The sequence below is a fragment of the Pseudooceanicola aestuarii genome (assembly GCF_010614805.1).
In the GTDB taxonomy this organism is placed as follows: Bacteria; Pseudomonadota; Alphaproteobacteria; order Rhodobacterales; family Rhodobacteraceae; genus Pseudooceanicola; species Pseudooceanicola aestuarii.
In genome coordinates this window covers 572,810-599,106 of record NZ_JAAFZC010000001.1, presented here as the reverse complement: position 1 = coordinate 599,106, position 26,297 = coordinate 572,810, and the positions used below count along the sequence as shown (strand labels likewise).

Here is a 26,297-nt window from a genome sequence, read left to right as displayed (position 1 = left end):
CAAGACCCGGCGGCGCAAAAAACTGCGACTTTCCCCGAGGTTTCGCGCGCCGGCAGATCCCTGCCGGGGGCCTTATTCGGTGGGGGCGTCGCGGGTCAGCAGATCCTTGTCGGCGGTTTCGCGGCGTTCCGCATCGATGATGGCGGACAGCTCGTCCTCGGAATGGGCATCGACATCGCCGACATCGGCGGGTGCGGTGGTCTGCGGGGCAGGGCGGGCGTGGGTTTCGGGCTGCGCGACGTCCAGCCCGTCGGCCACCGCGCCGGTCAAGCCGGGGGTCAGCAGGCGGTAGGTCGGCTCCGGCATGGCGATCCCGGCCTGCGACAATGCGGCCATGCAGAGGCGAATTGCCTCGCCGCGCGCGGCCAGAAGGCCGGTGGCGCGCTGGTCGATCCAACCGGCCAGCCGCAGTGTCACGGTGCTGTCGCCGATCCCGTCGATCCAGGCATCCACCGCCGGACGATCAACGGTGAACGGCAGGTCGGCCAACGTCCGTTGCGCGACCCGCTGGGCCAGCGCCAGGTCGGCGTCCGGCGCGATGCCGATGTCGAAGACGAATCGCCGCTCCGCATTGCGGGAATAGTTGACGATGCGGCTTTTGAACACTGTCGCGTTGGGGATGCGGATATGGTTGCCATCCCAGCTGAGCAGGATCGTCGCGCGCGAGGTCAGGCGGATCACCTTGCCTTCGTCGCCGTTGATCTCCACCGCGTCATTGGGCCGAAAGGGCTGGCGCACGGACAGCATCAGGGAAGCGATGAAATTCTCCACCGTGTCGCGCACGGCAAAGCCGATGGCCAGCCCGATGATCCCGGCGGCGCCCAGGATGGTGGACAACAGGGCCGTGGCGTTCAGGATATCGAGACCGATCACCACCCCCGCGATGACAAAGACCAACCGCAGGATCTGCCGGTAGATGTCGGCGATGAAGGCATTGGGCGCAATCCGGTCCCAGGGCTGTCGCATCCGGGCCAGCAACACCCCCACCGTGACAATCGCCGCAGCCACCAGCAGGGCGATGGCGAACAGCGGCAGATAGGCGATGACCTGCGCCAGCCGGTCCATCATCCGACCCACCGCAGGGTCCAGGCGGCGGGCCACATCAGTGGTTTCGGCGACCTCGTTGCGGATGGCCACCACCCCTTCGACCCGTGCGGCCAGATCGGTCAGCGCGGCGGCGGTGGCGGCGTCCAGCGTGGTGCCCCGTAGCGTCACGATGCCGGAGGACACCGCGACCGTCACATCGCCGTAGCCGTCCAGCTCGGCCAGGATGGCGCGGATGCGGCTGGCGATGGCGGCGTCGCGCGTGGCGTCGTCGGCTACGGTGATTGTGCCACCGGGCTGGCTGCCGTCCTGTGCGGACAGGGGAAGGGCAGGCAGGATCAGCGCAAGCGCCAGCAGCAGGGCAGGCGCCGTGCGGCGCAGAAGGGAAAAGATCACGTCAAAGGCGTCCGAATGGCTGAAACGAATGCCTTACCTTAACGCGCCATGGTGCTGCGGCAAGCGCAGGGTCAGTCGCGGAGTTCCTCGGCCCCGACGCCCCAAAGCGCCTCTTTGGGCGTCCAGCCGCGATAGCCGCCGGCGGTCAGGCGGCACCATCGGGCCACGCATTCACCCAGCCGGGCGACGACACCGGTTTCCAGCCGCGCGGTGACCGGCGCCTTGGAATCCGGGCGGAATTGCAGATCCGCCTGTTGCGAGGTCACGATCGCCGTGCGGGTGCCCGACAGCAACGAGTAATGCACCCAGCCGCCCATGCCGTCCCGGTCGCGGACGCGGCGCCAATGGCCATGCTCGGCCACGATTTGCAGCGGCATGTCACGGCGCACGAACACCCAGTCGATGCGGTGGGTCAGGCTGGGACCGCGCCGGACATTGGCCTTGCTGGCCTTCATCGAGACATAGCGCGGCAGCGGCAGGCCGGTCACCGGGCCGCGGGTGCGGGCGATGTTGCGGGCCTTGGGCGTGGGGGCGGCGGATGCGGCCACCGCCAGCGCAACGCCAGCCGGCGGGGCGGCGGCGGGCTCTATGGAGGTCGCGCTGTCGTCGGTCGCGGCAAGGGTCGCGGTACCGAACATCAGCATCAGCGCCACGGCGCTCAGCATCGGGTGGCTCATCGTTTTGCCTCTGTTCCTGCCTTCGGTCCACCGGGGTTCTTGTGCCCCGGCCTATTCTCGTACACTTTGCCCCCAACTGTGCCGCGTTGGAAGAAGCCGGAGGGGGAGCATGCCATCTCAACGTCTGAGTGTTGTCGTTACGCGACGCCTGCCTGAACGGGTCGAGGCGCGGCTGAGCGAGCTGTTCGACGTGACGCTGGGGCCGGATGACCGCCCCATGTCGCGCGAGAACCTGGTCCAGGCCGTGCGCAATGCGGATATATTGGTGCCCACGCTGCGTGACCAGATCGATCAGGCGCTGTTGGCGCAGGCCGGTCCGCAGCTGAAGCTGATCGCGAATTACGGCGCGGGGGTCGATCATATCGACGTTGCGACATGTCGCCAACGCGGCATCCTGGTATCGAACACGCCCGACGTTGTGACAGAGGATACCGCCGACATGACCATGGCGCTGATTCTCGCGGTGACGCGCCGCATTCCCGAAGGTCTGGCCCAGATGCAGGCCGACGATTGGGAGGGCTGGTCCCCCAATGCCATGCTGGGCGGGCGCATTGCCGGGCGGCGGCTGGGCATTCTGGGCATGGGCCGGATCGGGCGGGCCGTGGCGCGCCGGGCCAGTGCCTTTGGCATGCAGGTGCATTACCACAACCGCCATCGCCTGCGCGCCGAGATCGAGGAAGAATACCAGGCCCGCTACTGGGAATCGCTGGATCAGATGATCGCGCGGATGGACGTCGTGTCGGTCAATTGTCCGCATACACCGTCGACCTTCCACCTGCTGAACGCGCGGCGACTGAAGCTGATGAAGCCCGACGCGGTGGTGGTGAACACCTCCCGCGGGGAGGTCATCGACGAGAACGCCCTGACCCGGATGTTGCGCGCCGGTGAACTGGCGGGCGCGGGTCTGGACGTCTACCAATACGGGCGCGACGGCAATCCCCGCCTGAGGGAGTTGAAGAACGTCGTTCTGCTGCCGCATATGGGGTCTGCCACCCGCGAGGGCCGGATCGAGATGGGGGAAAAGGTGATCATCAACATCAAGACCTTCGCCGATGGCCACAGGCCGCCGGATCAGGTCTTGACCGGCATGGTATGACCCGATGAACAGGGCCACCCGATCCGCCTTGTCGCTGATCGCGGCCCTGTTCTGCCTTTGGCTGGCGGTGACGCCACGGGTGAACCCGCTGGTCGGCACCGCCGAACGGTTCCAGCGCGACATCGCCATCGCCACCGGCACCACCTATATCTCCCTGCGCGCGATCAACGCCGCCCTGTCCTTTGCCCAGGAGGCCGAGGTGGGCGGTTCGGTCGTTGTCACCGGCACGATCCAGCCCCTGAAATGGCTGGAGCCGGTGGATGACACCGTCGAACGCGTCTCGGCGCTGGTGTTCGGGATCGCAGTGATCACGGCAATCCTGTCGATGTCGCTGGCCCCCGTGGCGGCGACCGGGTTCGTCCTGATGGCGATCGCGCTGGCCGGACGCTGTACCTGCGAAATGCACCGCCATGGCTGGCCCGGCGCGCCGCCCGGCCTGCGCCGTGTGGTGCATGGGGTGGGAACGCTGGGGCTGGCCTTTGCGCTGGGGCTTCCGGCGGCCTCGGCGCTGGGGGTCTGGGCGGGCGACCTGCTGACCCACGCGGCGGCGGCAGAGGCCAACGCCACCATCACCGCCATTTCCGAGCAGGCGCTGGCTCTTGTCGGCCAGGGGGAGGACCGGGGCTGGCGCGAAACCTACGAGGCCTACAAGGGCGCCGCCGGAGCGTTCTGGAATTCCGCCGACGACCTGCTGGCGGCCTCGCTGTCGCTGACCGGGATTTTCGTGCTGCGGATGATCGTGTTGCCGACCCTGATTTTGCTGGTTTTCGTCGCCCTTCTGCGGCAGGCGGCCGCGCGGGTCTGACGCGATGCGCACGTTCCTGGCCATCGACCTGCCCGACGGGCTGAAGGACCAGCTGGCCGCGCGTCAGGACGATCTGAAGATCGGTCGCCATGTCCCGCCGGAGAACCTGCACCTGACGCTGGCGTTTCTGGACGATCAGCCGGTGGCTGCCTTGCAGGAGCTGAACGATGCGCTGGAAACATTGCGCGCCGATCCCTTTGCCCTTCAGATCGAGGGGTTCGCCACTTTCGGGCGCGCCGCGCCGCGCGTCGTCTTTGCCGACCTGGTGGACACCGGCCCGCTATTGGACCTGCACCGCCGGATCCGCAGCCGTTGCCATGGCGCGGGGATCGTGTTGCCCCGCGAACGGTTCCGCCCGCATGTGACCATCGCGCGGTTCGGCACTGGCGCGGGGCCGGACGAGACGCGGCGCCTGGCACGGTTCCTGGAGGGCAACGCCGGCTTTCGCCCCTGGCCCGTTCCCGTGGAGGAGGTGGTTCTGTTCCAATCGATCCTGTCGGGGGCGGCACCGGTCTACGAGGCGCTCAGCCGCTACCGGCTGGACGGGCGGCCGGTCTACGATCCCGACTGAAGCGGCGGCAGTTGCTTCGCCGCCCCCCCCCGGATCAGACCAGCCGGCCCCACAGGTCGTATTCGCCGGCCTCGTCAACCTCTACCGTGACGATCTGGCCCGGTTGCAGATGCGCGGCGCCCTCGTCGATGAACAGGTTGCCGTCGATCTCCGGCGCGTCGGCCTTGGTCCGGCAGGTGGCGATGCCGTCTTCGTCCACGTCATCGACGATCACGTCCTGACGGCTGCCGACCTTGGCTTCCAGCTTCGCCTCCGAAATCGCCTGCGCCTTCTCCATGAAGCGGTTCCAGCGGTCCTGCTTGACCTCCTCCGCCACATGATCCGGCAGGGCGTTGGAGCGGGCGCCAGCGACGTTTTCGTATTGAAAGCATCCCACGCGATCCAGCTGCGCCTCGTCCATCCAGTCCAGCAGGTGCTGGAACTCCGCCTCCGTCTCTCCGGGGTATCCCACGATGAAGGTCGAGCGCAGAGTGATGTCCGGGCAATCCCGGCGCCAGGCCGCGATCTCGTCCAGCGTGCGTTCGGCAGCCGCCGGGCGTGCCATGCGGCGCAGCGTGTCGGGATGGGCGTGCTGGAACGGGATGTCCAGATAGGGGAGGATCTTGCCATCGGCCATCAGGGGAATGGCGTCGCGCACATGGGGGTAGGGATAGACGTAGTGCATCCGCACCCAGACGCCCAGCTCCCCCAGATCGCGGGCCAGGTCAAGGAAGGGAAACTTGCTGTCCCGATCCTTCCAATCCGTCCCGTAGGCCGATGTATCCTGCGAGATCACCAGCAGCTCCTGCACACCGGCCTCCACCAGCTTTTCGGCTTCGCGCAATACCGCACGGGCGGGGCGCGACTGCAGGCGGCCGCGCATGTCGGGGATGATGCAGAACTTGCACTTGTGATTGCAGCCCTCCGCGATCTTCAGGTAGCTGTAGTGCCGGGGCGTTAGGCTGACCCCGGAGGCGGGCAGCAGATCGACAAACGGATCGGGATCGGGCGGCACGGCGGCATGGACCGCGTCCAGCACCTGTTCGTATTGATGCGGCCCGGTGACGGCCAGAACCTTGGGGTGGGCGCCGGTGATGAACTTGGGCTCGGCCCCCAGACACCCGGTGACGATCACCCTGCCATTCGCCGTCAGTGCCTCGCCGATGGCATCCAGGCTTTCGGCCTTCGCGGAATCCAGGAACCCGCAGGTGTTCACGATCACCGCATCCGCCCCGGTGTAATCGGGCGAGATAGCGTATCCCTCGGCGCGCAGCCGGGTCAAAATCCGTTCGCTGTCCACCAGGGCCTTGGGACAGCCAAGGGAGACCATTCCGATGGCGGGCTGGCCGGGGCGGCGGGTGTCGCCGAAACGCGGCGCGGGGGCAAGGTCGGGGCGAAGCTCGGGGGGGTTCTGCGTCATGATGGAGCGCCCTATACAGGAATGCCCGGCGCTGGGGAATGCCATGCTTGAGCCGCGTGGCGACCGCGCCTAGGGTTGGGAAACAGGTGATGGGGGTAGGGAATGGGACTGATCCGCTGGATGTTCCGGATCGTGGTGGTGGCGGTGATCGCCATCATGCTGATCGTGGGGGCTGCGTTTTTCCTGGTGCCCGGTCAACGGGTTGCCCAGGTGGCCGCCGACAGGCTGGGCGCCGCCACCGGCCGCAAGGTCGAAATCCTGGGCGAGACGTCCTTTACCGTCTACCCGGTCTTGGGGGTCAGCACCGGCGGGCTGCGTATCGCCAATGCGGAATGGTCGCGCAACGGGCCGATGGTGCAGGCCGAATCGGTGCAGATCGGGGTCGACCTGATGGCGCTGATCGGCGGCGATATCCGCCTGACCCGGGTCGAGGCGGTCAAGCCCGAGATCCTGCTGGAAATCTCTGCCGAGGGGGCGCCCAATTGGCAGCTGGACGGGCTGTCGGGGGGCGCAGACGCGGCACCCGGCACCGGAGCGGCCTCGGGCAGCGGTACACCCCGTGCCATCGGGCTGGACAATCTGCGGGTGACAGGTGCGGCGCTGCATCTGGTGGATCACCGCGCCGGCACCAGCGAGAGTTTCGGCCCGCTGGATCTGACCCTGCAATTGCCAGACCTCGCCGGGCCCGCCACGCTGACCGCCAGCCTGGTCCGGGGCGGTCCGCCCCTGGCTCTGACCGCCCGCGCCGCGCAGGTGGCGCAGTTGCTGGAAGGCGGGATCAGCGACATCAGCCTGGAACTGACCAGCGCCGACGGACGGCTGGGGTTCGAGGGACGCGCCGGGCTGGCGCCGGAAGCCCAGGGGCGGCTTGAGGTCGACCTGTCCGACACCGCGGGTTTTGTCGCGGCGCTTGGTCTGGCGGCGCCGGATCTGCCGCAGGGGCTGGGCCGTGCGGCGACGCTGGAGGGGGATGTCACCTATACCCGTGACGGGCTGCTCACTCTGCGGGACGGGGTGTTGACGCTGGACGGCAACCGTCTGACAGCGGCGGCGGATATCACCCCCGGCACGGTCACGCAGGTCAGAGCGCAACTGACGGGCGGTGATCTGGATTTCAGCGCGATGATGGCGGGCGATAGCGGCCCCGCAGCCCCGGCCGCCGCTGGTTGGTCCACCGCGCCCATCGACGCTTCCCCCCTCTCCCTTGTGGAGGGGGAAATCGCGCTTGCCGCAGGCTCCGTCGATCTGGGCATCACACGGCTGGGCCCCGTCCGGCTGCGCACGACGATCGAGCGTAGCCGCGCCGTCACCCGGCTGAGCGAAGTTTCGGCCTTTGGCGGGACGCTTTCCGGGGAATTCGTGGTCAACAACCGCGCGGGATTGTCGGTCGGCGGCGACCTTTCGGCGCAGGAGGTCGGGTTGCAGCCGATGCTGTCGGATCTGGCGGGCGTCACACGGTTCACCGGCGCGGCGCAGGCACAGGTGGATTTCCTGGCCTCCGGCCAGTCTCTGGCGGCGATGATGCAGTCGCTGTCGGGGACCGGCCGGTTGGAGACCGGGCGCGGCACGATCGAGGGGATCGATCTGGACCGGCTGATGCGCAGCGGCGACGCCACCGGCGGAACCACGATCTTTGATGCGACAGAGGCGACATTCACCATCACCGACGGTCTGCTGCGCAACGAGGACCTCGTGATGCAGCTGGCCGGCATCCGGGCAGAGGGTCGCGGCGATGTCGATCTGGCCGGGCAGTCGATCGACTACCTGTTCACGCCGATCTCTCTGAAAGCGCGGGATGGACGCGGGTTGGCGATCCCGGTGCGCATTCGCGGCCCCTGGTCCGGCCCACGCATCACCGCCGACCTGGAGCAGGCCATCCAGCTGAATTTCGAAGAGGAAAAGAAAGAGCTGGAACAAAAGGCCCGGCAGGAGGTCGACGGCAAGGTGCGCAATGCCCTGGGCATCGAGGCCCAGGAAGGCGACGACCTTGAAGACAGCCTGAAACGCGAACTGGAAGACCAGGCCAAGCGCGGTCTTCTCAAGCTGTTCAACCGCTGATCGGGTTGCTGGAAAGGGGCGCGGATCGGAAGGTCCGGCGCCCCTTCTTTCTGGTGCAACGCAGGCTGAGGGCAGGCCCGGCGCCCCGAAGGCGGCCGCGCCCCCGGAAAGGCCCGCAGTCCGGCCGTCAGATCAACGCTTGCGGTCGCGGCGCGAGGACATCGGCTGGAACGCGACGCCGACATGGGCTTCGCAATAGGGTTTCCCGGCCTGAACGGGCAGTCCGCAGAACCAGAATTCGTCAGTGGCGGGATCGCCTACGGGCCATTTGCAGGTCCGCTCTGTCAGCTCCATCAGGGTCAGCCGTTTGGCCTTCTTCTCGATCTCGCTGACCTTGGCCAGGGCCTCGGGGGAAATCTCGTTCGCCGAAGGTTGCGGCGGCAGGGGTTGGCCTGCGGGGATGATCTGCTTGCGCGCCGGGGTGGCGGCGGGCTGCGGCTGGGCCGGTTCCGGCGCCGCCGCCGTGGCATCGGTGGCGGCGGGCTGCGACTCCCGCCGGGGGGCGGGCTTGGCCTTTGGCTCCGGCTTGGCCGCGGCGGGCTGTTGGGCCGGTGCCGCGGCGGGCGCCGCAGTGGCGCCTCCGGCGCCGCCGCCGCCGGATCGGTTCGACAGGCCCAGGCGATGGACCTTGCCGATCACGGCGTTGCGGGTCACACCGCCCAATTCCTTGGCGATCTGGCTGGCCGACTGGCCCTCGCCCCACATCTTTTTCAGCAGTTCGACGCGTTCGTCGGTCCAGGACATGAAGGTCCTCCTTGGGTGCGAGGCGCGGCACGTTCCGGCCCCGTGGAATTCGGCAGGCCCCTATACTAGTCACCGGCGGGCCGGTTACAAGGCCGCGACCGCCTTTACGCGATCATACGCCAAGGCACCAGCGCATCACGGCCTTCTGGGCGTGCAACCTGTTCTCCGCCTCGTCGAAAATGACCGATTGCGGTCCGTCCATCACGTCCGAGGTTACTTCTTCCTCGCGATGCGCGGGCAGGCAATGCATGAACACCGCCTGATCACCGGCGGCCTGCATCAGCGCGGCATTCACCTGGTAGGGGCGCAGCAGGTTGTGGCGACGTTCCCGCGTGCTCTGCTTGTCATGCATGGAGACCCAGGTATCGGCGATGATCACGTCGGCGCCCTTCACCGCGCGGGTGGCGTCGCGGTCGATGTCGACATGGGCGCCATGGGCGCGGGCGAATTCCATCGCGGCGGCGGGCGGGTCCAACTGTTCGGGTCCGGTGTAGGTCATGTCAAAGCCGAATTGCCCGGCGGCGTGCAGCCAGGAGGCGCAGACATTGTTGCCGTCCCCGGTCCAGACCGCCTTTTTCCCGGCGATGGGACCGCGATGTTCCTCGAAGGTCAGGATATCGGCCATGATCTGGCAGGGGTGGCTGTTGTCGGTCAGCCCGTTGATCACCGGCACGGTGGCGTGATCGGCCATTTCCTTCAATACCGATTCGTCGAAGGTGCGGATCATGATCAGATCGACATAGCGCGACAGCACCCGGGCGGTATCGGCGATGGTTTCGCCATGGCCCAGCTGCATGTCCTGCCCCGACAGCACCATGGTCTGCCCGCCCATCTGGCGGGTGCCCACGTCAAAGGACACGCGGGTCCGGGTCGAGGGTTTCTCGAAGATCAACGCGACCATGCGCCCGGCCAGCGGCTGTTCGTCATCAGGCGCGCCGCGCGGGCGACCCTGGCGGGCGGTCTTCATGGCACGGGCGCCGTCGATCATCTGCCGCAGGTCGGCCGGATCTGTGGTATGGATGTCCAGGAAATGGTTCATGTCTTTCGGTCCCTTTGCGGGCGGAGGTCACGACGCGCGCCGCGACCCCCTAGGCAGGTGAAAGGCAAAGATGGGCAGGCGCCACATCTCAGCCGCCGGAAACGGCCTTGGCCGCGCGGTCGAGGCGGGCGACGGCTTCGCCGATCTCCGCCTCGGTCAGGTTCAGCGGCGGCAGCAGGCGCACCACGTTGTCGGCGGCAGGTACGGTCAGCACCTCGACGCCGTAGGCAGCCTTGACCACGTCGATATTGGCGGCCTTGCATAGCAGGCCCAGCATCATGCCGCTGCCGCGCACCCCGGCGAAAACCTGCGGATTGTCGGCCACCAGCCCCTCCAGGCGCTGGCGCAGCAGCCCGGCGCGGCGGTTCACATCGGCCAGGAAGGCCGGATCGGCGACTTCCTTCATTACCGCATTGCCCACGGCACAGCCCAGCGGGTTGCCGCCATAGGTCGACCCGTGGGTGCCCGCGCCCATGCCCGAGGCGGCGTTCTCCGTGGCCAGCACCGCGCCCAGCGGGAAGCCACCGCCGATGCCCTTGGCCACCATCATGATGTCGGGGGCGATCCCGGCCCATTCATGAGCGAACAGGCGCCCGGTCCGGCCCATGCCGCATTGGACCTCGTCCAGGATCAGCAGGGTGCCGGTTTCGTCGCAGAGCCCGCGCAGCGCCCGCATCTGGTCGTCTTCCAGCGGGCGGATGCCGCCCTCTCCCTGCACCGGCTCTACCAGGATGGCGGCGACCGTGTCGTCCAGCGCGGCTTTCACCGCGTCGATATCGCCCCAGGGCAGGTGGATGAAACCGGGCAGCAGCGGGCCAAAGCCCTTGGTCATCTTTTCCGATCCCGCGGCGGCGATCCCGGCGGAGGACCGGCCGTGAAACGACCCTTCGAAGGCAATGATCCCGGTGCGGTCGGGCGCGCCCTTTTCGTACCAGTATTTCCGCGCCATCTTCACCGCCAGCTCGCAGCTTTCGGTGCCGGAATTGGTAAAGAAGACGGTATCGGCAAAGGTCGCCTCTACCAGCCGCTGCGCCAGCTCTTCCTGCTGCGGGATTTCGTAGAGGTTCGACACATGCCACAGCGCCTGTGCCTGTTCGGTCAGCGCTGCGACCAGCGGCGGATGGGCATGGCCCAGAACGTTCACCGCGATGCCGGAGCCGAGGTCCAGGAAACGTCGGCCATCCGCTTCGATCAGCCAGGCGCCTTCGCCCTTCACGAAATGAAGAGGGGTGCGGGAATAGGTCGGCAGAACGGCAGGGATCATGGGATATCCTCGGATTTGGAGGCCCTGACAGAGCATGTGCTCAAAGGCCAAGTCAAGGTTCTCTGGGGAAGGGAAGCCGCGGCATAAGCGCGGCGATGACCGAAGCGGCACCCCCGGAGGTCCGGGGGCGGTGGATCAGGTGCGTCGGCGTCGACGCTGGATCACGGGCAATGCGGTCATGGCAGCGTCTATAGCGGGCGTCGCGACGCAGGGGAACCCCTGTTGCGCAGGTGCACGGATTTTGCTGTGCGGCAGGCATCGCCGGCGCGTTCGGGGCTGGGAGAGGCCGCGCGGGGCGGACCGGGTGGATCAGTCGTGAAAGCCCCTCAGCATTTCCTCGGCCGCCAGGGTGGGCGTCTTGCGGCCCTGCGCGACCTCCTCCGCCAGGGCGGCCATGCGGGCGCGGGCAGGGTCCGTCTCCAGTTGGGCCAGCAGGCCGTGCTTCACGTCTTCGGCGAACCAGTATCGGGCCTGTGCGGCGCGGGCGCCGTCGAAATGTCCGGCCTCACGGCGCCAGTCGACCAGCGCCTGCATCTCCACCCAGGCGTCGGTCAGCCCCGAGGCCTCCACCGCGGAGACCATCATCGCCTTGGGGAAACCCTCGGGATCCTGGGGGCGCTTGCGCAGCAGCCGCAGGGCGCCGGCGTAGTCGCTGCAAGTCCGGGTCGCGGCGGGTTTCAGATCGCCGTCGGCCTTGTTGACGAGGATCATGTCGGCCATCTCCATGATGCCGCGCTTGACCCCCTGCAACTCGTCCCCGCCCGCCGGCGCCAGCAGCAGCACGAAGAGGTCCGAAATCTCCGACACCACGGTTTCGGACTGGCCCACGCCCACGGTTTCCACCAGCACCACGTCGAAGCCGGCGGCCTCGCACAGGGCCACCGCCTCGCGGGAACGGCGGGCGATGCCGCCCAGGTGCGATTGCGACGGCGACGGCCGGATAAAGGCGTTGGGATCGCGCGACAGCAGCGTCATCCGCGTCTTGTCGCCCAGGATCGACCCGCCCGACCGGGTGGAGGACGGATCGACCGCCAGCACCGCGACCCGCAGGCCCTGGCCCGTCAACATGCGGCCAAACGCCTCGATGAAGGTCGACTTGCCGACCCCCGGCGTGCCCGACAACCCGACCCGGACCGCCTGCCGCCCGGTGCCGCGCAGCGTCTCGATCAGGGTGACGGCCTGGTCACGGTGATCGGCGCGGCGGCTTTCCACCAGCGTGATGGCCCGCGACAGGGCGCGTCGGTCGCCCGCGATGATCTTCCCGGCCAGCTCTTCGATATTCATCGGCACCTCCCAGCGTGCCCGGTTTATGCCTGTCCGTCGCAGCAGGGTCCAGACCACCCGCCGCCGCCGAAGGAACGCAGGCAGGGCGCGCGCCTGCCCGCCCGCCTTTCCGGCTCTGTCGCGGGGATCGCCGCTCGGGAGGGATCGCGCCCCCCATGGACCTTGCCCCCCGCGCCCCGCATATAAAGGGGCATGACCACGCCGTTTTCCCTGTCCTCCCTTCCCGCCCTTCCCATCGACGCGGCGCTGCCCGACCTGCTGACCGCCCTGCGCGACCGGGGGCGGGCGGTGTTGCAGGCGCCGCCCGGCGCCGGGAAAACCACGCGCGTGCCGCTGGCGTTGCTTGCGGCCGGCCTGGCGCCGGGGCGCATCCTGATGCTGGAACCGCGCCGTCTGGCCGCCCGCGCCGCCGCCACCCGCATGGCCGAAACGCTGGGCGAGGCGCCGGGCCAGACCATCGGCTACCGCGTGCGGGGGGAGGCAAAGACCGGCCCCTCCACCCGCGTGGAGGTGGTGACCGAGGGCATCCTGACCCGCATGATCCAGTCCGATCCCGAGTTGACGGGGATCGGCGCTGTCATCTTCGATGAATTCCATGAACGTTCCCTGAACGCTGATCTGGGCCTGGCGCTTTGCCTCGAAATCGCCGGCGCCCTGCGGGAGGACCTGATCCTGCTGGCCATGTCCGCCACGCTGGACGCTGCGCCGGTGGCCGCGTTGATGGGCGACGTGCCGGTGATCACCTCCGAAGGCCGTGCCTTCCCGGTGGAGATCCGGCACCGCGACACGCCTCTGCCCAAGGCGCGCGCCCGTTGGGGCGCTGTGGCCGACATGGTCGCACAGGCGGCGCGGGACCATGCGGGCGGGATCCTGGTCTTCCTGCCAGGTGCCGGAGAAATCGGACAGGTGGAGGCGGCGCTGAAGGGGCGATTGCCGGGTGATTGCCATATCCGGCCGCTTTATGGTGCGATGAAATTCGCCGATCAGCAGGCCGCCCTGCGCCCGCCGGCCACCGGGCGCAACGTGGTGTTGGCGACTTCCATCGCCGAGACGTCGCTGACCATTCCCGAGGTGCGCGTGGTGGTCGATGCGGGCCTGTCCCGCCGGGCGCGGTTCGATCCGGGGTCGGGCATGTCGCGGTTGGTGACGGAACGGGTGTCGCGGGCAGAGGCGGCGCAGCGCGCGGGCCGTGCCGGGCGCGTCGCCGCCGGCACCTGCCTGCGTGCCTGGACCAGGGGGGAGGAGGGCGCCCTCCCGGCCTTTCCCCCGGCGGAGATCGAGGCGGCGGACCTGTCCGGGCTGGCGCTGGAACTGGCGCTGTGGGGCGCGGGAGAGGGGGATCTGGCCTTTCTCACACCGCCGCCGGAGGGCGCGCTGGCGGAGGCGCGGGCGCTGTTGCGGATGCTGGGCGCGCTGGACCGCCAGGACCGGATCACCACCCATGGCCGGGCGCTTTCGGCGCTGCCGCTGCATCCGCGCCTGGCCCATGTGCTGGCCCGCGCCGGGCAGGCCGCCGCGCCGCTGGCCGCGCTGCTGGCCGACCGCGATCCGATGCCGCGTGGCGCGCCCGTGGACCTGTCGCTGCGCCTTGCCGCGCTGAAGGGACAGGACAGCCGCGCCGACCGGGGCGCGGTGGCGCGCATCACGCAGGAGGCCAGGCGCCTGGCCCGGCAGGCGCCGAAGACCACGCCCGCCCTTGGCCCGGCCGAGATGGCGGCGTTGGCCTATCCGGACCGCATCGGGCTGCGCCGCAAGGGCGATGCCCCGCGCTACCTGCTGTCGGGAGGCAAGGGCGCGGTGCTGCCCGACGACGACCCCTTGGCGCAGGCCCGGCTGATCGTCGTCACCGACACCGATGGTAACCCGCGCGAGGCCCGCATCCGTCAGGCCATCCAGATCACCGAAGGAGAGCTGCGGGCCCTTTTTCCAGACGACATCGCGGAGGTCGCGACCTGCGATTGGTCCCGCCGTGACCGGCGCGTCACCGCCCGGTTGCAGGACCGGCTGGGCGCGCTGCCGCTGACCGATCGCATCTGGAAAGACCCGGACCCGGATGCCCTGGCCGGCGCCATGCTGGACGGCATCCGCGACCTGGGCCTGACCCCTGCAAAAAGCGCCGCTGCCCGCCGGTTTGTCGCGCGGGTCCAGATGGTCGCCGAGACGCCGCAGGGCGCCGGCCTGCCCGACATGTCCGACGCCGCGCTGCTGGAGACGGCGGAGCATTGGCTGTTGCCGCATCTGGGGGGGCTGCGCAGCGCCGAGGATTGGAAGCGTTTTGACCTGCTGCCCGCATTGCGCGCCATGCTGGACTATCCGCAGATGCAGTTGCTGGACCGGGAGACACCGGCGCATTTCGAAACCCCGCTGGGCCGACGCATTCCCATCGATTATTCGGACGACACCCCCGGCATCGCGCTACGCCTTCAGGAGATGTTCGGCCAGACCCGCCACCCGGTGGTCGCGGGGCGGGCGCTTGTGGTCACATTGCTGTCGCCTGCCGGCCGCCCGGTGCAGGTCACGCGCGACATTCCGGGGTTCTGGGACAGCTCCTATGCCGATGTGCGCAAGGACATGCGCGGACGCTATCCCCGGCACCCCTGGCCGGAGAACCCGCGCGAGGCCGATCCCACCCTGCGCGCCAAGCGACGGGGGCAGGGCGATCGCACTTGACCCCCCGCGGCGAAGGGCCTATAGCCACGCGACGAGATTCCGGGCGCCGCCGTCGCGGTGCCCCTATGCTTTACCGGCGGGCGCGACCCGCCCTTTTGACCAGACGAGGAAAGAGCCATGTCGCGCCGCTGCGAACTGACCGGGAAAGGCCCGATGACGGGCAACAACGTGAGCCACGCCCACAACAAGACCCGCCGCCGCTTCCTGCCGAACCTGAACGACGTGTCCCTGCGCTCCGAAGCCCTGGGCCGCAACATCAAGCTGCGGATTTCCGCACATGCCCTGCGGTCCGTCGACCACCGCGGTGGCCTGGACAAGTTCCTGGCCAAGGCGAAGGATGTTGAACTTTCGGACAACGCGCTGAAAGTGAAGAAAGAAATCCAAAAAGCGCTGATCTCCGCCGAGGCGTAAGCCCCCGCGAACCAGTTGTTTCACCGCCTCCCTCGGGGCGGGTGCCAGCCTCACCTTTCGGTGGGGCTGAACGCGTTTGCGGGACATGACGCGGCGCCTGCCAGCCGGACCTGCGCCGGGACGTGGCAGGCCGGGGTGCATGGGCGGGGGACGGCCCAGCCCCACGGCGGCCCCTTGGAACCTGCGGGGGTGGGGCCTATGTCCCGAGGGCGCGGGCCGATCCGGCTGCGCCGGTGACGGAGGACGCGATGTTGCGAAAACTCGGGCTGGGGGGAATCGCCCTGCTGTTGTCGGTACCAGTGGTCAGCGAATTGGCCCTGGGCGGCTGGCAACCGTTCGACCGCGCCACCGCCCTGGTCTCGGCACGTCCGCTGACCGCCAAGCTGACGCGCGACTTCGCCGCCCTGACGCCGGAACGTCCGCGCCTTCCGCCCGGCTGGCACGACAGGGCGCTCTGAACCACCGGATCAGCCCGCGACGGGGGCCAGCAGAAGGCTGGACTGGCTGTTGCGGACGCCGGGCACGTCGCGGATATCGCGCAGCACCCGGTCGAAACTGACCAGCGAATCAGTTCGGATTTCCACCACAAGATCCCAGGCGCCGTTGGTCGCGTGAATGGTGGAGACCTCGGCGATCCGCGTCAGTGTTCGGATCACGTTACGCGACAGGCTGCCCTCCAGCTCCACCAGGGTGATCGCGCGCACCTCGCCCTCTGCATCCACATCCGTCTCGACGGTGAAGCGGCGGATCCGCCCCTCGGTCACCAGCCCCTCCAGCCGGGCGCGGGCGGTGGTGCGCGAGGTGCCGACAATCTGTGCCAGCTGCGTGACGGACATACGGGCATCGGCACGCAGGGCGGCGATGATCCGGCGGTCGATATCGGTGAGGGGCTGCATGTTGTCCAATTCGGTAAATTTCTCTTTTCGAATTGATAGATATTTTCGATATATTGGTCAATTTTTTGGTCGAATGGTATCGCATTCCCGCGTCACAATGGTCTCGAATACCCCTGACCCGTGCGGAGGACACATGCCCCCATCCCGAAGCTGCACCCTGATCGGCGCCCCGGTGGAGACCGGTGCGGCCCAGCCCGGTTGCCTGATGGGGCCGGCGGCGCTGCGCACGGCCGGGCTGGGTCGGGCCGTGACCTCATTGAATTGGGATCTGCGCGATGCGGGCGATCTGTCGATCCCGGCGCAGCGCCCGCTGGCCCATCCGAACGCAGCAATCCACGGGCTGGCTGAAACCTGCAACTGGATCGAGGTGCTGGAACAGGCGGCCTTTGACACCGCGGGCGCATGCGATCTGCCGATCTTCATGGGTGGGGACCATTCCCTGTCCGCCGGCACGGTCGCCGGGATCGCGCGTTATGCGGCAATGCAGGCGCGGCCGCTGTTCGTGCTGTGGCTGGACGCCCATCCGGATCTGCATAGCCTCGACACCACGACATCCGGCAACCTGCACGGCACGCCCGTGGCCTATGTCACCGGGCAGCCGGGCTGCGAGGCCTATCCGCCGCTGACCGCACCAGTCGATCCGGGAAACCTGTGCATGATGGGCATCCGGTCTGTCGACGGGCCGGAGGGCGCGCGCATCCGCGATCAGGGGTTCGCCGTTCACGACATGCGCGCCCTCGACGAAACCGGCGTTCTGGCTCCGCTGCGTGCTTTTCTCGGGCGGGTCATGGCGGCGAACGGGCTGCTGCATGTCTCGCTGGACGTGGATTTTCTGGACCCGGCCATCGCGCCCGCCGTGGGCACCACCGTGCCCGGCGGCGCCACCTTCCGGGAGGCTCACCTGATCATGGAGGTGCTGGGCGATTCGGGCCTGGTGACCTCGCTCGACCTGGTGGAACTGAACCCCTTTCTCGATGAACGCGGGCGCACCGCCTCCCTGATGGTGGATCTTGCCGCCTCTCTCCTGGGGCGCCGCGTTCTGGACCGACCCACACGGAGCTTTGCCGCATGACCCTACCCCACACCCGCCCCGAACCCTCCGCCCTGGCCTATGTGCCGTTCGTTTCGGTGGACAACATGATGCGCATGGTGAACGCGATCGGCGCGGAGACTTTCATCACCGGGCTGGTCGAGTACATCGAAAGCGACTTTCGCCGCTGGCCCGAATTCGACAAGACACCGCGCGTCGCCAGCCATTCCCGCGACGGCGTGATCGAACTGATGCCCGCCGCCGATGCAGAGAATTATGGCTTCAAATACGTCAACGGCCATCCCGCGAACATGCGCGAGGGGTATCAGACCGTCACGGCCTTCGGCGTGCTGTCCTCGGTCGCCAATGGCTATCCGCTGCTGCTGTCGGAGATGACGGTGCTGACAGCCCTGCGCACGGCGGCCACCTCGGCCCTTGCGGCACGGTTCCTGGCCCCACGCGATGCGCAGGTCATGGCCATGATCGGCAACGGCGCGCAATGCGAATTCCAGGCGCTGGCCTTTCGCGCGATCTGCGGGATCACCCGGCTGCGCCTGTATGACATCGACGGCAAGGCGACGGAAAAGGCAGCGCGTAATCTGCGCGCCCAGGGCTTTGACGTCACCGCCTGTTCCACAGGACAGGAGGCGGTCGAGGGCGCCCAGATCATCACCACCTGCACGGCGGACAAGCAATATGCCACGATCCTGACCGACAACATGGTCGGCGAGGGTGTGCATATCAACGCAATCGGCGGCGATTGTCCGGGCAAGACGGAACTGCACCGCGACATCCTGCTGCGCGCCGGGATCTTCGTGGAATATCCGCCCCAGACCCGGATCGAGGGCGAGATCCAGCAGCTGGACGACGATCACCCGGTGACCGAGTTGTGGCAGGTCATGACCGGCGCGGCCGAGGGGCGGCGCGATGCGAAACAGATCACCCTGTTCGACAGCGTCGGCTTCGCGATCGAGGATTTCAGCGCCCTGCGCTTTGTCCACGACCGGCTGAAGGACACAGGTCACTACGTCGATCTGGACCTGCTGGCCGACCCGGATGATCCGCGCGATCTGTTCGGAATGCTGATGCGGGCCGGCGGCGGCGCGGGTTAACCCAGCAGCCCGTCCACCCAGGCGGGCACCGTCTCTGTCGCCGGGCCGCGGATCGCGGTATCGAAATCCGACACGGTGGCAGAGGCATCCAGGTTGATTTCCACGCAATGGGCGCCGGCCTCGGCGGCGATCTGGACAAAGCCCGCCGCCGGGTAGACCTGGCCGGAGGTGCCGATCGCGGCAAACAGCGTGGCCTGCGACAGCGCGCCGATAATCTCTTCCATGTGGTAGGGCATTTCCCCGAACCAGACGATATCGGGCCGCGCCGTGGGGGCGGCACAGGCGGGGCAGACCTCTCCGGCGCGCATCTCCTGCGGCGCGGACCAGCGGTGGTCGCAGGTCGCGCAGAGCGCCCCGGCCAGCGCGCCATGCATGTGGATCACCGGGTCGGATCCGGCGGCCTCGTGCAGGGCATCGACATTCTGGGTGATCAGCGTAACGCGGCCGGGGTGGTCGCGTTGCAATAGGGCCAGCGCGTGATGCGCGTCATTGGGCTGTGCCTCGGCGGCATGGGCGCGGCGCATGTTGTAGAACCGCTGCACCAATGCGGGATCGGCGGCGAATCCTTCGGGGGTGGCGACCTGCTCCACCGGGTATTCCTCCCACAGGCCCCCCTTGTCGCGAAAGGTGCCCAGCCCGCTTTCGGCGGAGACACCGGCGCCGGTCAGGATAACGATATGGTCAGCGGGGGATGGAGGTTGGCCAGTCATGGCGCCATCCTGTCACGGTGCGGTGGCTTGCGGAAGATGCGCGATGAGATGGCGGAACTTCTCCCCCTGCACCGCGACGTGATCGCGCAGCAATTGGCCGGCCTGATCCGCCGCACCGCGCGCGATGGCCGCGACAATTGCATCATGCTCCGCCATCGATTGCGCCAGCCGCCCGCGCAGGTGCAATTGCATCCGGCGATAAGGTTTCAGGCGCCGGTGCAGGCGCCCGGCCTCCTCCGCCAGAAAGGTATTGCCGGATTGCGCGTAGATCAGGTGGTGAAACTGGCCGTTTCGCTCGTAGTAAAGATCCGCGTTGCCGGTGGCATGGGCGTCGCGGCAGGCCTCGTTCACTGCGCGCAGACGGGTGATCGCGGCCTCGGTCGCACGGGTCGCCGCAAGGCGCCCGCACACCGCCTCCAGCTCTGCCATGACCTCGAACATCTCCAGCATGTCGCGGGGGGAGGGGGCGCGGACAAAGACGCCGCGCCGGGGTTGCTGGGTGACCAGCCCGGACTGGGCCAGCCGGTGAAACGCTTCCCGGATCGGTGTGCGCGAAACGCCGTGCTCCTCGGCCAGGCGCACCTCGTCCAGGCGGGCGCCGGGGGCAAAGCGGCCGGTCAGGATCTGGTCCTCCAGCGCCGCGGCGATCTGATCCGACCGGGAGCGGCCGTCAGGGTGTTGCGTTTCGCTCGACATGGTGTTTTGTATACAATCTGAATTGCAATGTACGCAAGCATGGCCTTTCTGTCGGGGCCTTCAGGGTTGGGGAGTCCAGGAACATGAGCCTTCTGTCAGATGTGCTTGCCAGTGTTTTCACCCGCAACGCGCGTCGCGCGCTGCCACCGCCCGATGATGCGCGCAGCACCGAGGCGCTGATCGCGGACCTGCTGTCTTCCAACGCCGAGGTGTCGGGGATGACGACGGCGGCGCAGATCCTGGACCGCTATGCCGGGTTCGACGATGCGGCCCGGATCGCGTTCTTCGACCACCTGGCCAGTGACCTGGGCGTCGATTTCGCCACCACGCGCAGCGCGCTCGACGCGTTCGAGGCCGATCCCGGCCCGCGCAGCTATGGCGCCTTCCTGAAAGCGGCCGAACCCGCGCGACAGGAACTGGCCCGGCGGCTGAACCGGGTGCCCGGCGCCACGCCGCAGCTGGTGGCGATGCGTGCCGATCTGTTGCGCCTGATCCCGCGCCAGGACGCCCGCGCGCGGATCGACCTGGATTTCCGGCATCTCTTTGCTTCCTGGTTCAATCGCGGCTTCCTGGTGCTGCGCCGCATCAACTGGGAGAGCCCGGCGCAGGTGCTGGAAAAGATCATCGAATACGAGGCGGTACATGCCATCGATTCCTGGGACGACTTGCGCCGTCGGGTGCAGCCCACCGATCGCCGCTGCTTTGCCTTCTTTCACCCGGCGATGCCGGACGAGCCGCTGATCTTTGTCGAGGTCGCACTGACCAAGGGCATTCCCGGATCGGTCCAGCGCCTGCTGGCGGAAGACCGCGCCCCCCTCGCAGCGGAGGAGGCGGACACGGCGGTCTTCTACTCGATCTCCAATTGCCAGGACGGGCTGGCGGGCATCTCCTTTGGCAATTCGCTGATCAAGCAGGTGGCGGAGGATCTCGCCGCTGAACTGCCCGACCTGAAGACCTTTGTCACCCTGTCGCCGATCCCGCTGCTGACCCGCTGGCTGCAAGAAGAGGGGACCGACCCCACAACCCTGGACGACGCCGGTCTGCGCGCCGCCGCCGCGCGGTTCCTGCTGACCGCGAAACGCGCCGATGGCCTGCCATATGATCCGGTGTCGCGGTTCCACCTGGGCAACGGCGCCTATGTGCACGCAGTCCATTCGGGCGCAGATACCTCGGCCAAGGGGATGGCCGAAAGTGCGGGCGCCATGGTGAATTACCGTTACGACCCCGAGACCTTTGCCGAGAACCACGAACGTTTTGCCCGTGCGCAGGAGGTTGTCGCCTCCCGCGAGGTGCGGGCGCTGCTGAAAACACCCGCGCCGGCCTGAGCGCGACCAGAGGGAGCCGATACCATGGCCAATCCGCTATTTGACACCTTGTTCGCCCCGCTTGCCACGCGCGCGACGCCGTTCCTGACCATGGCGGATGGCACCGTGCTGACCGGGCGCGATTTCCTGGTCCTGGCCCAGGCCCAGGCGGGCGTGCTGGTCGAGGCCGGGTTGACCCCGGGCGACCGACTGGCCGCACAGGTGGAAAAATCCCCCGAGGCGCTGGCGCTATATGCTGCCTGTGTGCTGACCGGGGTGGTGTTCCTGCCACTCAACACCGGCTACCAGGCGGATGAGCTGGAGTATTTCATCACCGATAGCGGCGCGCGCCTGGTGGTCTGCGACCCCCGCGCCGAGGGCCGGCTACGCGCCATTGCGCCAGATGCCACGGTTCTGACGCTGGACGCCGCCGGTCAGGGCAGCCTGAGTACACGCGCCGCCGGGCGCACCGATCCCGTTTCCCCCGCCGACCGGGCAGAGGATGACCTGGCCGCGCTTCTTTATACGTCCGGCACGACGGGCCGGTCCAAGGGCGCGATGCTGAGCCAGGGCAACCTGTTGTCCAACGCGCTGGTGCTGGCCGACCTGTGGAAATTCACCGCCGATGACGTGCTGCTGCACGCGCTGCCGATCTTTCACACCCATGGTCTGTTCGTGGCCACGAACACGGTGCTGGCCTCCGGTGGGGCGATGATCTTCCTGCCGAAATTCGACCTTGACCAGGTGCTGGGCTTGCTGCCGCAGGCGACCAGCATGATGGGCGTTCCGACCTTCTACACCCGATTGCTGAGCGATGCCCGGTTTGACCGTGACGTGGTGGCACGTATGCGGCTGTTCACCTCCGGCTCGGCGCCGCTGCTGGCGGAAACGCACCGCGCTTTCGAGGACCGGACCGGCCATCGCATCCTGGAACGCTACGGAATGACGGAGACGAACATGAATACCTCCAATCCCTATGACGGCGATCGCCGCGCCGGCACTGTCGGTTTGCCGATGCCGGGGGTGGAGCTGAAGATCACCGATGCCGACAGCGGGGCGGAACTGCTACAGGGCGAGGCCGGGATCATCGAGGTGCGCGGCGCCAACGTCTTCCAGGGCTATTGGCAGATGCCGGAGAAGACGGCGGCCGAACTGCGGGAAGACGGGTTCTTCATCACCGGCGATATCGGGCGGGTGGATGCGGACGGCTATGTGCATATCGTCGGCCGGGCGAAGGATCTGATCATCTCGGGCGGCTACAACATCTACCCCAAGGAGGTGGAGCTGATCCTGGATGAACAGGATGGCGTGCTGGAAAGCGCAGTGATTGGCGTGCCGCATCCCGATTTCGGCGAAGGCGTGGTCGCGATCCTGGTCGCGGCCCCCGGCGCCACCCCGGACCTTCAGGCGATCCGCGCCGATGTCGCCGGCCGTCTGGCCAGGTTCAAGCAGCCGAAACATTACGAGATTGTCCCCGAACTGCCGCGCAACACCATGGGCAAGGTCCAGAAAAATGTCCTGCGCGATGATTGGGGTGATGTCTTCAAATAGCCGTCGCACGCGCCGGGGGCCGCAAACGCGGTCCCAGCTTTAGCGATATTCGCACCATCACATGACCCGCCGATGCAGGGCGCGCAACATTCCGCCAGGTGCCCTGCACGGTCGCGCCACGTCCGCAGGAAGGGGATGCCCCCCTCCATGGCGCCGGGGCGTTCACCTCATCTCCGGCGTGATCCCGGAACGACGCAGGGTGCCTTCAGGAGCACTGGGCGGCGGCAGCCTGGCCGAAAGCCTTGTATTTCAGCCAGAAGGCTTCGTGATTGAGGTTGTCGGACATCCGTACCTTCTGCGCCTGGTCGGGATCCTTGAAGAACCGCGCCGCCATGCGCTGGTCCGACCAGCTGAGCATCCCATTGGCCACGTGCTGGATGCAGCCGCACAAGGCCGTAGAGCCGGCCCGATCCGAGGCAAGACAGGCGCGTGAAATGGGCCCGGCCTGCGCCGTGGGGATGGAAAGAAGGAGTATAGCCGCTGCTGCGGCCAGACTGACCCTGGTCATTATGTTGCCTCTGTCCGTTACGTGGCCGGGGATTCGTTTTTATGCTCCGACCATCTGCTTAGGCAAAATCCTGCCGGAAACGGGCCAAAAATTCAATCTGCGGACAGGGGACCGGCGGCGCGCCGCCGATCCGGGAATTCTGGCGCCCGCACCGGTGGAACCGCTGCGGGCGTTGGGGTCAGCCATGCGCGGCGTCGTCGTACCAGGGGCCCAGCCGCACTTCGGTTGCGGCGCCGGTCTGGCCGAGCAGGCGGGCGAACTCCTGCGGGTCGCTGTCGCGGTAGTGATAGGGGTAGACATAGCTGGGCGCGAAATCCGCTACCGCATCCGCCGCCTGGGTCACATCCATCGTGTAGGGCAGGTTCATCGGCACGAAGGCCAGGGTGATATCCTGCATCGCGCGCAACTCTGGTGTGCCCTCGGTGTCGCCGGCGATGTAGATCCGGGTTCCGTCGATCGTCAGGACATAGCCGTTATCACGGCCCGGCGGGTGATACTTCAGCCGCTCCTCCGTCAGGTTGTAGGCCGGCACGGCATCGACCGTCATCCCCTTCCAGTCGTGATTGTCGCCATTTGCCATGACATGGGCCTTGGCCTTCAGCGCCTCCGGCAATTGCTCATGCACGGTTGGGTTCACGATCAGGTCGGTCTTGTCAGCGACGATGGCAGCGAGGGTCTCGGCATCGAAGTGGTCGCCGTGGTGGTGGGTGATGATCACCAGATCCGGCGCGTCAAAATCGGTATAGAGCGCGGCGCCTCCGACGGGATCATTGTAGATCACCCTCATCGGCGTGGTCATGACAAAGGAGGCATGGCTGACCGGATGCACCGTGATCTCGCCCCCTCCGGCGGTGGCGAAGACATCGCCCGAATGGGCGGCAGCTCGGGCGGCATAGGGCAGGATGACCGGCAGGCTGGATGCGGCAAGGCCGGTTGAGAGGGCAGTGGACAGGAAGGTGCGGCGTTTCATGTTCGGAACTCCATGACAGGTGAGTCGCGTGAAACCCTAGGACGCGGGGCGGCTACGTCATCTCACGTTTGCGTTAATCGGCGCCGGTTGCCGGCGCGCCTGTCGGGCCACGGTGCTTCAGATCGGACGGGCGGCATGGCGTGACCCATTGACGGGGCGTTGAAACCCTCGCATATCACGCCAATGACCGACCTGAAGCACATCCGCAACTTCTCCATTGTCGCCCATATCGACCACGGGAAATCCACCCTGGCCGACCGGCTGATCCAATCGACGAACACCGTTTCGGAACGGGAGATGAAGGAGCAGCTTCTTGATGCCATGGACATCGAGAGGGAGCGCGGGATCACCATCAAGGCCAACACGGTGCGCATCGAATACCGGGCGCAGGATGGTGACGTCTATGTGCTGAACCTGATCGACACGCCCGGCCATGTCGATTTCGCCTACGAGGTCTCGCGCTCAATGCGCGCGGTCGAGGGATCGCTGCTGGTGGTGGACAGCACTCAGGGCGTCGAAGCGCAGACCCTGGCCAATGTCTATCAGGCGATCGATGCGGATCACGAGATCGTCCCGGTGCTGAACAAGATCGACCTGCCCGCCTCCGAACCGGACCGGGTCCGGGAGCAGATCGAGGACGTAATCGGCATCGACGCCTCGGAGGCGCTGCTGGTTTCGGCCAAGTCGGGCCTGGGCATCGAGGACACGCTGGAGGCGATCATCCATCGTCTGCCGGCGCCGCAAGGCGATGCGGATGCGCCGCTGAAGGCGATGCTGGTGGATAGCTGGTACGATCCCTACCTGGGCGTGGTGGTCCTGGTGCGGATCATGGACGGCATCCTGAAGAAGGGCGATCAGGTCAAGATGATGCAGACCGGCGCGAAATATTCCGTCGACCGTATCGGCGTCTTCCGCCCGGCGATGCAGAACGTCGACTGCCTGGGGCCGGGGGAGATCGGATTTCTCACCGCCCAGATCAAGCAGGTCCGCGATACGCGCGTCGGCGACACGATCACCACAGAGAAGAAGGGCTGCGAGACGCCATTGCCCGGCTTCAAGCCGTCGATCCCGGTGGTGTTCTGTGGTCTTTTCCCGGTGGACAGTGCCGAGTTCGAGGATCTGCGGGACGCGATCGAGAAGCTGGCCCTGAACGATGCGAGCTTCTCCTACGAGATGGAGACCTCAGCGGCGCTCGGTTTCGGGTTTCGCTGCGGGTTCCTGGGGCTGCTTCATCTCGAAGTTATCCGTGACCGGATCGAACGCGAATACGATATCGAATTGATCACCACCGCACCCAGCGTGATTTATCACGTCTACATGCGGGATGGTGAGAAGATCGACCTGCACAATCCCGCCGACATGCCGGACATGACCCATGTCGACCATGTGGAGGAGCCCCGGATCAAGGCGACGATCCTGGTGCCGGACGAATATCTGGGCGACGTGCTGAAGCTGTGCCAGGACCGCCGGGGGATTCAGCAGGATCTGACATATGCGGGGTCGCGGGCGCTGGTTGTTTATGACCTCCCTCTCAATGAAGTGGTGTTCGATTTCTACGATCGCCTGAAATCGGTAACAAAAGGTTACGCCAGCTTCGACTATCAGGTGATTGGTTACCGACAGGATAACCTGGTCAAGATGCAGATCCTGGTGAATGACGAGCCGGTCGACGCCCTGTCGATGATGGTGCACCGCGACCGCGCTGAGATGCGGGGCCGGGCCATGTGCGAGAAGCTGAAGGACCTGATCCCGCGCCACATGTTCAAGATCCCGATTCAGGCGGCCATCGGGGGCAAGGTGATTGCCCGCGAGACCCTGGCCGCCCTGCGCAAGGACGTGACTGCGAAATGCTACGGTGGCGACGCCACGCGGAAACGCAAACTGCTGGACAAGCAGAAGGCGGGCAAGAAGAAGATGCGTCAGTTCGGCAAGGTCGAAATCCCGCAGCAGGCCTTCATTTCCGCGTTGAAAATGGATGATTGAGGCGATTCCCGCCGCCTCTTAACCTGGTCTAAACACATCGTCCGGCAGACTGGCCCCAATTCGAAACCTGGGGACACGT

23 protein-coding genes and 1 pseudogene are annotated in these 26,297 nt (G+C 67.2%); 12 read left to right on the top strand and 12 right to left on the bottom strand.

The features are described from left to right. Positions 1-72 precede the first annotated feature (72 nt). Together G5A46_RS02745 and G5A46_RS02740 are read right to left on the bottom strand one after the other, a co-directional pair. Entirely contained in the window at positions 73-1,440 is a 1,368-nt protein-coding gene (locus G5A46_RS02745) for a mechanosensitive ion channel family protein (protein ID WP_239520584.1), read from the bottom strand. A 71-nt stretch (positions 1,441-1,511) separates the two neighbouring features. Next, positions 1,512-2,117 carry an SH3 domain-containing protein gene (locus G5A46_RS02740; RefSeq protein ID WP_163847109.1) on the bottom strand — a complete coding sequence of 202 codons (606 nt, stop codon included), beginning with the start codon at positions 2,115-2,117 and terminating at the stop codon, positions 1,512-1,514. A 109-nt stretch (positions 2,118-2,226) separates the two neighbouring features. Here G5A46_RS02740 and G5A46_RS02735 point away from each other — a divergent pair, with 109 nt between their 5' ends. From G5A46_RS02735 to thpR, 3 genes are read left to right on the top strand one after another with little or no spacing between them, the layout of a single operon-like run. Further along, complete coding sequence (locus G5A46_RS02735; RefSeq protein WP_163847107.1) at positions 2,227-3,213, top strand: 2-hydroxyacid dehydrogenase; 987 nt, start codon at positions 2,227-2,229, stop codon at positions 3,211-3,213. A 4-nt stretch (positions 3,214-3,217) separates the two neighbouring features. After that, the gene (locus G5A46_RS02730; protein WP_163847105.1) at positions 3,218-4,018 is read left to right on the top strand and encodes a hypothetical protein; all 801 of its coding nucleotides are present in this window, start codon (positions 3,218-3,220) and stop codon (positions 4,016-4,018) included. Positions 4,019-4,022: 4 nt separating this feature from the next. Continuing rightward, positions 4,023-4,589, top strand: coding sequence for an RNA 2',3'-cyclic phosphodiesterase (gene thpR / locus G5A46_RS02725; protein WP_163847102.1), 567 nt, complete (start codon positions 4,023-4,025; stop codon positions 4,587-4,589). A 34-nt stretch (positions 4,590-4,623) separates the two neighbouring features. On the opposite strand, the gene rimO is transcribed toward thpR, so the two are convergent. Next, positions 4,624-5,988 (bottom strand): 30S ribosomal protein S12 methylthiotransferase RimO, encoded by a 1,365-nt coding sequence (rimO, locus tag G5A46_RS02720; RefSeq protein ID WP_163847100.1) that lies wholly within the window; start codon positions 5,986-5,988, stop codon positions 4,624-4,626. A 102-nt stretch (positions 5,989-6,090) separates the two neighbouring features. On the opposite strand from rimO, the pseudogene G5A46_RS02715 reads away from it, so the two are divergent. Beyond that, positions 6,091-7,665 (top strand): annotated as a pseudogene (locus tag G5A46_RS02715) (AsmA family protein); the annotation flags it as partial. 513 nt (positions 7,666-8,178) lie between these two features. Here G5A46_RS02715 and G5A46_RS02710 read toward each other — a convergent pair. From G5A46_RS02710 to meaB, 4 genes are all read right to left on the bottom strand, one after another. After that, positions 8,179-8,790: a GcrA family cell cycle regulator gene (locus G5A46_RS02710; protein ID WP_163847097.1), complete on the bottom strand. Its 612-nt coding sequence runs from the start codon at positions 8,788-8,790 to the stop codon at positions 8,179-8,181. A 112-nt stretch (positions 8,791-8,902) separates the two neighbouring features. Then, complete coding sequence (argF, locus tag G5A46_RS02705) at positions 8,903-9,829, bottom strand: ornithine carbamoyltransferase (RefSeq protein ID WP_163847095.1); 927 nt, start codon at positions 9,827-9,829, stop codon at positions 8,903-8,905. A gap of 88 nt (positions 9,830-9,917) precedes the next feature. Further along, the gene (locus G5A46_RS02700) at positions 9,918-11,093 is read right to left on the bottom strand and encodes an aspartate aminotransferase family protein (protein WP_163847093.1); all 1,176 of its coding nucleotides are present in this window, start codon (positions 11,091-11,093) and stop codon (positions 9,918-9,920) included. A gap of 309 nt (positions 11,094-11,402) precedes the next feature. After that, positions 11,403-12,377, bottom strand: a complete 975-nt coding sequence (meaB, locus tag G5A46_RS02695) for a methylmalonyl Co-A mutase-associated GTPase MeaB (protein ID WP_163847091.1) — start codon at positions 12,375-12,377, stop codon at positions 11,403-11,405. A 192-nt stretch (positions 12,378-12,569) separates the two neighbouring features. Between meaB and hrpB the strand changes: the two genes are divergently transcribed. The 3 genes from hrpB (at position 12,570) to G5A46_RS02680 (ending at position 15,916) form a co-directional block, all read left to right on the top strand. Beyond that, positions 12,570-15,047, top strand: a complete 2,478-nt coding sequence (gene hrpB / locus G5A46_RS02690; RefSeq protein ID WP_163847089.1) for an ATP-dependent helicase HrpB — start codon at positions 12,570-12,572, stop codon at positions 15,045-15,047. Positions 15,048-15,164: 117 nt separating this feature from the next. Next, complete coding sequence (rpmB, locus tag G5A46_RS02685) at positions 15,165-15,458, top strand: 50S ribosomal protein L28 (protein WP_163847087.1); 294 nt, start codon at positions 15,165-15,167, stop codon at positions 15,456-15,458. 248 nt (positions 15,459-15,706) lie between these two features. Continuing rightward, positions 15,707-15,916, top strand: coding sequence for a hypothetical protein (locus G5A46_RS02680; protein WP_163847085.1), 210 nt, complete (start codon positions 15,707-15,709; stop codon positions 15,914-15,916). Between the two features lie 9 nt (positions 15,917-15,925). On the opposite strand, the gene G5A46_RS02675 is transcribed toward G5A46_RS02680, so the two are convergent. Further along, positions 15,926-16,354, bottom strand: coding sequence for an Lrp/AsnC family transcriptional regulator (locus G5A46_RS02675; protein WP_163847083.1), 429 nt, complete (start codon positions 16,352-16,354; stop codon positions 15,926-15,928). Between the two features lie 133 nt (positions 16,355-16,487). On the opposite strand from G5A46_RS02675, the gene rocF reads away from it, so the two are divergent. Continuing rightward, the gene (rocF, locus tag G5A46_RS02670; RefSeq protein ID WP_163847081.1) at positions 16,488-17,426 is read left to right on the top strand and encodes an arginase; all 939 of its coding nucleotides are present in this window, start codon (positions 16,488-16,490) and stop codon (positions 17,424-17,426) included. Beyond that, positions 17,423-18,496, top strand: a complete 1,074-nt coding sequence (locus G5A46_RS02665) for an ornithine cyclodeaminase (protein ID WP_163847079.1) — start codon at positions 17,423-17,425, stop codon at positions 18,494-18,496. The genes rocF and G5A46_RS02665 overlap by 4 nt, the downstream gene beginning before the upstream one ends. On the opposite strand, the gene G5A46_RS02660 is transcribed toward G5A46_RS02665, so the two are convergent. Both G5A46_RS02660 and G5A46_RS02655 read right to left on the bottom strand, forming a co-directional pair. Further along, positions 18,493-19,206: an NAD-dependent deacylase gene (locus tag G5A46_RS02660; RefSeq protein WP_163847077.1), complete on the bottom strand. Its 714-nt coding sequence runs from the start codon at positions 19,204-19,206 to the stop codon at positions 18,493-18,495. The two genes, G5A46_RS02665 and G5A46_RS02660, sit on opposite strands and share 4 nt — an antisense overlap. A 12-nt stretch (positions 19,207-19,218) precedes the next feature. Beyond that, positions 19,219-19,902 carry a GntR family transcriptional regulator gene (locus tag G5A46_RS02655; RefSeq protein WP_163847075.1) on the bottom strand — a complete coding sequence of 228 codons (684 nt, stop codon included), beginning with the start codon at positions 19,900-19,902 and terminating at the stop codon, positions 19,219-19,221. A gap of 83 nt (positions 19,903-19,985) precedes the next feature. Between G5A46_RS02655 and G5A46_RS02650 the strand changes: the two genes are divergently transcribed. Together G5A46_RS02650 and G5A46_RS02645 are read left to right on the top strand one after the other, a co-directional pair. Then, positions 19,986-21,227 (top strand): malonyl-CoA decarboxylase, encoded by a 1,242-nt coding sequence (locus G5A46_RS02650; protein ID WP_163847072.1) that lies wholly within the window; start codon positions 19,986-19,988, stop codon positions 21,225-21,227. 24 nt (positions 21,228-21,251) lie between these two features. Next, positions 21,252-22,757, top strand: coding sequence for a malonate--CoA ligase (locus G5A46_RS02645; RefSeq protein WP_163847069.1), 1,506 nt, complete (start codon positions 21,252-21,254; stop codon positions 22,755-22,757). A 205-nt stretch (positions 22,758-22,962) separates the two neighbouring features. Here the strand turns inward: G5A46_RS02645 and G5A46_RS02640 are convergent, their stop codons facing one another. Both G5A46_RS02640 and G5A46_RS02635 read right to left on the bottom strand, forming a co-directional pair. Then, positions 22,963-23,265, bottom strand: a complete 303-nt coding sequence (locus tag G5A46_RS02640; RefSeq protein ID WP_163847067.1) for a hypothetical protein — start codon at positions 23,263-23,265, stop codon at positions 22,963-22,965. 178 nt (positions 23,266-23,443) lie between these two features. Further along, complete coding sequence (locus tag G5A46_RS02635; RefSeq protein ID WP_163847065.1) at positions 23,444-24,235, bottom strand: MBL fold metallo-hydrolase; 792 nt, start codon at positions 24,233-24,235, stop codon at positions 23,444-23,446. Positions 24,236-24,418: 183 nt separating this feature from the next. Between G5A46_RS02635 and lepA the strand changes: the two genes are divergently transcribed. Beyond that, positions 24,419-26,218 (top strand): translation elongation factor 4, encoded by a 1,800-nt coding sequence (gene lepA, locus G5A46_RS02630; RefSeq protein WP_163847063.1) that lies wholly within the window; start codon positions 24,419-24,421, stop codon positions 26,216-26,218. Positions 26,219-26,297 lie beyond the last annotated feature (79 nt).

Bases quoted from the DNA above. Each gene is read 5' to 3' on its own strand.
- G5A46_RS02740 (WP_163847109.1), bottom strand. From the start codon at position 2,117: ATGAGCCACCCGATGCTGAGCGCCGTGGCGCTGATGCTGATGTTCGGT.
- G5A46_RS02735 (WP_163847107.1), top strand. From the start codon at position 2,227: ATGCCATCTCAACGTCTGAGTGTTGTCGTTACGCGACGCCTGCCTGAA.
- G5A46_RS02730 (WP_163847105.1), top strand. From the start codon at position 3,218: ATGAACAGGGCCACCCGATCCGCCTTGTCGCTGATCGCGGCCCTGTTC.
- thpR (WP_163847102.1), top strand. From the start codon at position 4,023: ATGCGCACGTTCCTGGCCATCGACCTGCCCGACGGGCTGAAGGACCAG.
- rimO (WP_163847100.1), bottom strand. From the start codon at position 5,988: ATGACGCAGAACCCCCCCGAGCTTCGCCCCGACCTTGCCCCCGCGCCG.
- G5A46_RS02710 (WP_163847097.1), bottom strand. From the start codon at position 8,790: ATGTCCTGGACCGACGAACGCGTCGAACTGCTGAAAAAGATGTGGGGC.
- argF (WP_163847095.1), bottom strand. From the start codon at position 9,829: ATGAACCATTTCCTGGACATCCATACCACAGATCCGGCCGACCTGCGG.
- G5A46_RS02700 (WP_163847093.1), bottom strand. From the start codon at position 11,093: ATGATCCCTGCCGTTCTGCCGACCTATTCCCGCACCCCTCTTCATTTC.
- meaB (WP_163847091.1), bottom strand. From the start codon at position 12,377: ATGAATATCGAAGAGCTGGCCGGGAAGATCATCGCGGGCGACCGACGC.
- hrpB (WP_163847089.1), top strand. From the start codon at position 12,570: ATGACCACGCCGTTTTCCCTGTCCTCCCTTCCCGCCCTTCCCATCGAC.
- rpmB (WP_163847087.1), top strand. From the start codon at position 15,165: ATGTCGCGCCGCTGCGAACTGACCGGGAAAGGCCCGATGACGGGCAAC.
- G5A46_RS02680 (WP_163847085.1), top strand. From the start codon at position 15,707: ATGTTGCGAAAACTCGGGCTGGGGGGAATCGCCCTGCTGTTGTCGGTA.
- G5A46_RS02675 (WP_163847083.1), bottom strand. From the start codon at position 16,354: ATGCAGCCCCTCACCGATATCGACCGCCGGATCATCGCCGCCCTGCGT.
- rocF (WP_163847081.1), top strand. From the start codon at position 16,488: ATGCCCCCATCCCGAAGCTGCACCCTGATCGGCGCCCCGGTGGAGACC.
- G5A46_RS02665 (WP_163847079.1), top strand. From the start codon at position 17,423: ATGACCCTACCCCACACCCGCCCCGAACCCTCCGCCCTGGCCTATGTG.
- G5A46_RS02660 (WP_163847077.1), bottom strand. From the start codon at position 19,206: ATGACTGGCCAACCTCCATCCCCCGCTGACCATATCGTTATCCTGACC.
- G5A46_RS02655 (WP_163847075.1), bottom strand. From the start codon at position 19,902: ATGTCGAGCGAAACGCAACACCCTGACGGCCGCTCCCGGTCGGATCAG.
- G5A46_RS02650 (WP_163847072.1), top strand. From the start codon at position 19,986: ATGAGCCTTCTGTCAGATGTGCTTGCCAGTGTTTTCACCCGCAACGCG.
- G5A46_RS02645 (WP_163847069.1), top strand. From the start codon at position 21,252: ATGGCCAATCCGCTATTTGACACCTTGTTCGCCCCGCTTGCCACGCGC.
- G5A46_RS02640 (WP_163847067.1), bottom strand. From the start codon at position 23,265: ATGACCAGGGTCAGTCTGGCCGCAGCAGCGGCTATACTCCTTCTTTCC.
- G5A46_RS02635 (WP_163847065.1), bottom strand. From the start codon at position 24,235: ATGAAACGCCGCACCTTCCTGTCCACTGCCCTCTCAACCGGCCTTGCC.
- lepA (WP_163847063.1), top strand. From the start codon at position 24,419: ATGACCGACCTGAAGCACATCCGCAACTTCTCCATTGTCGCCCATATC.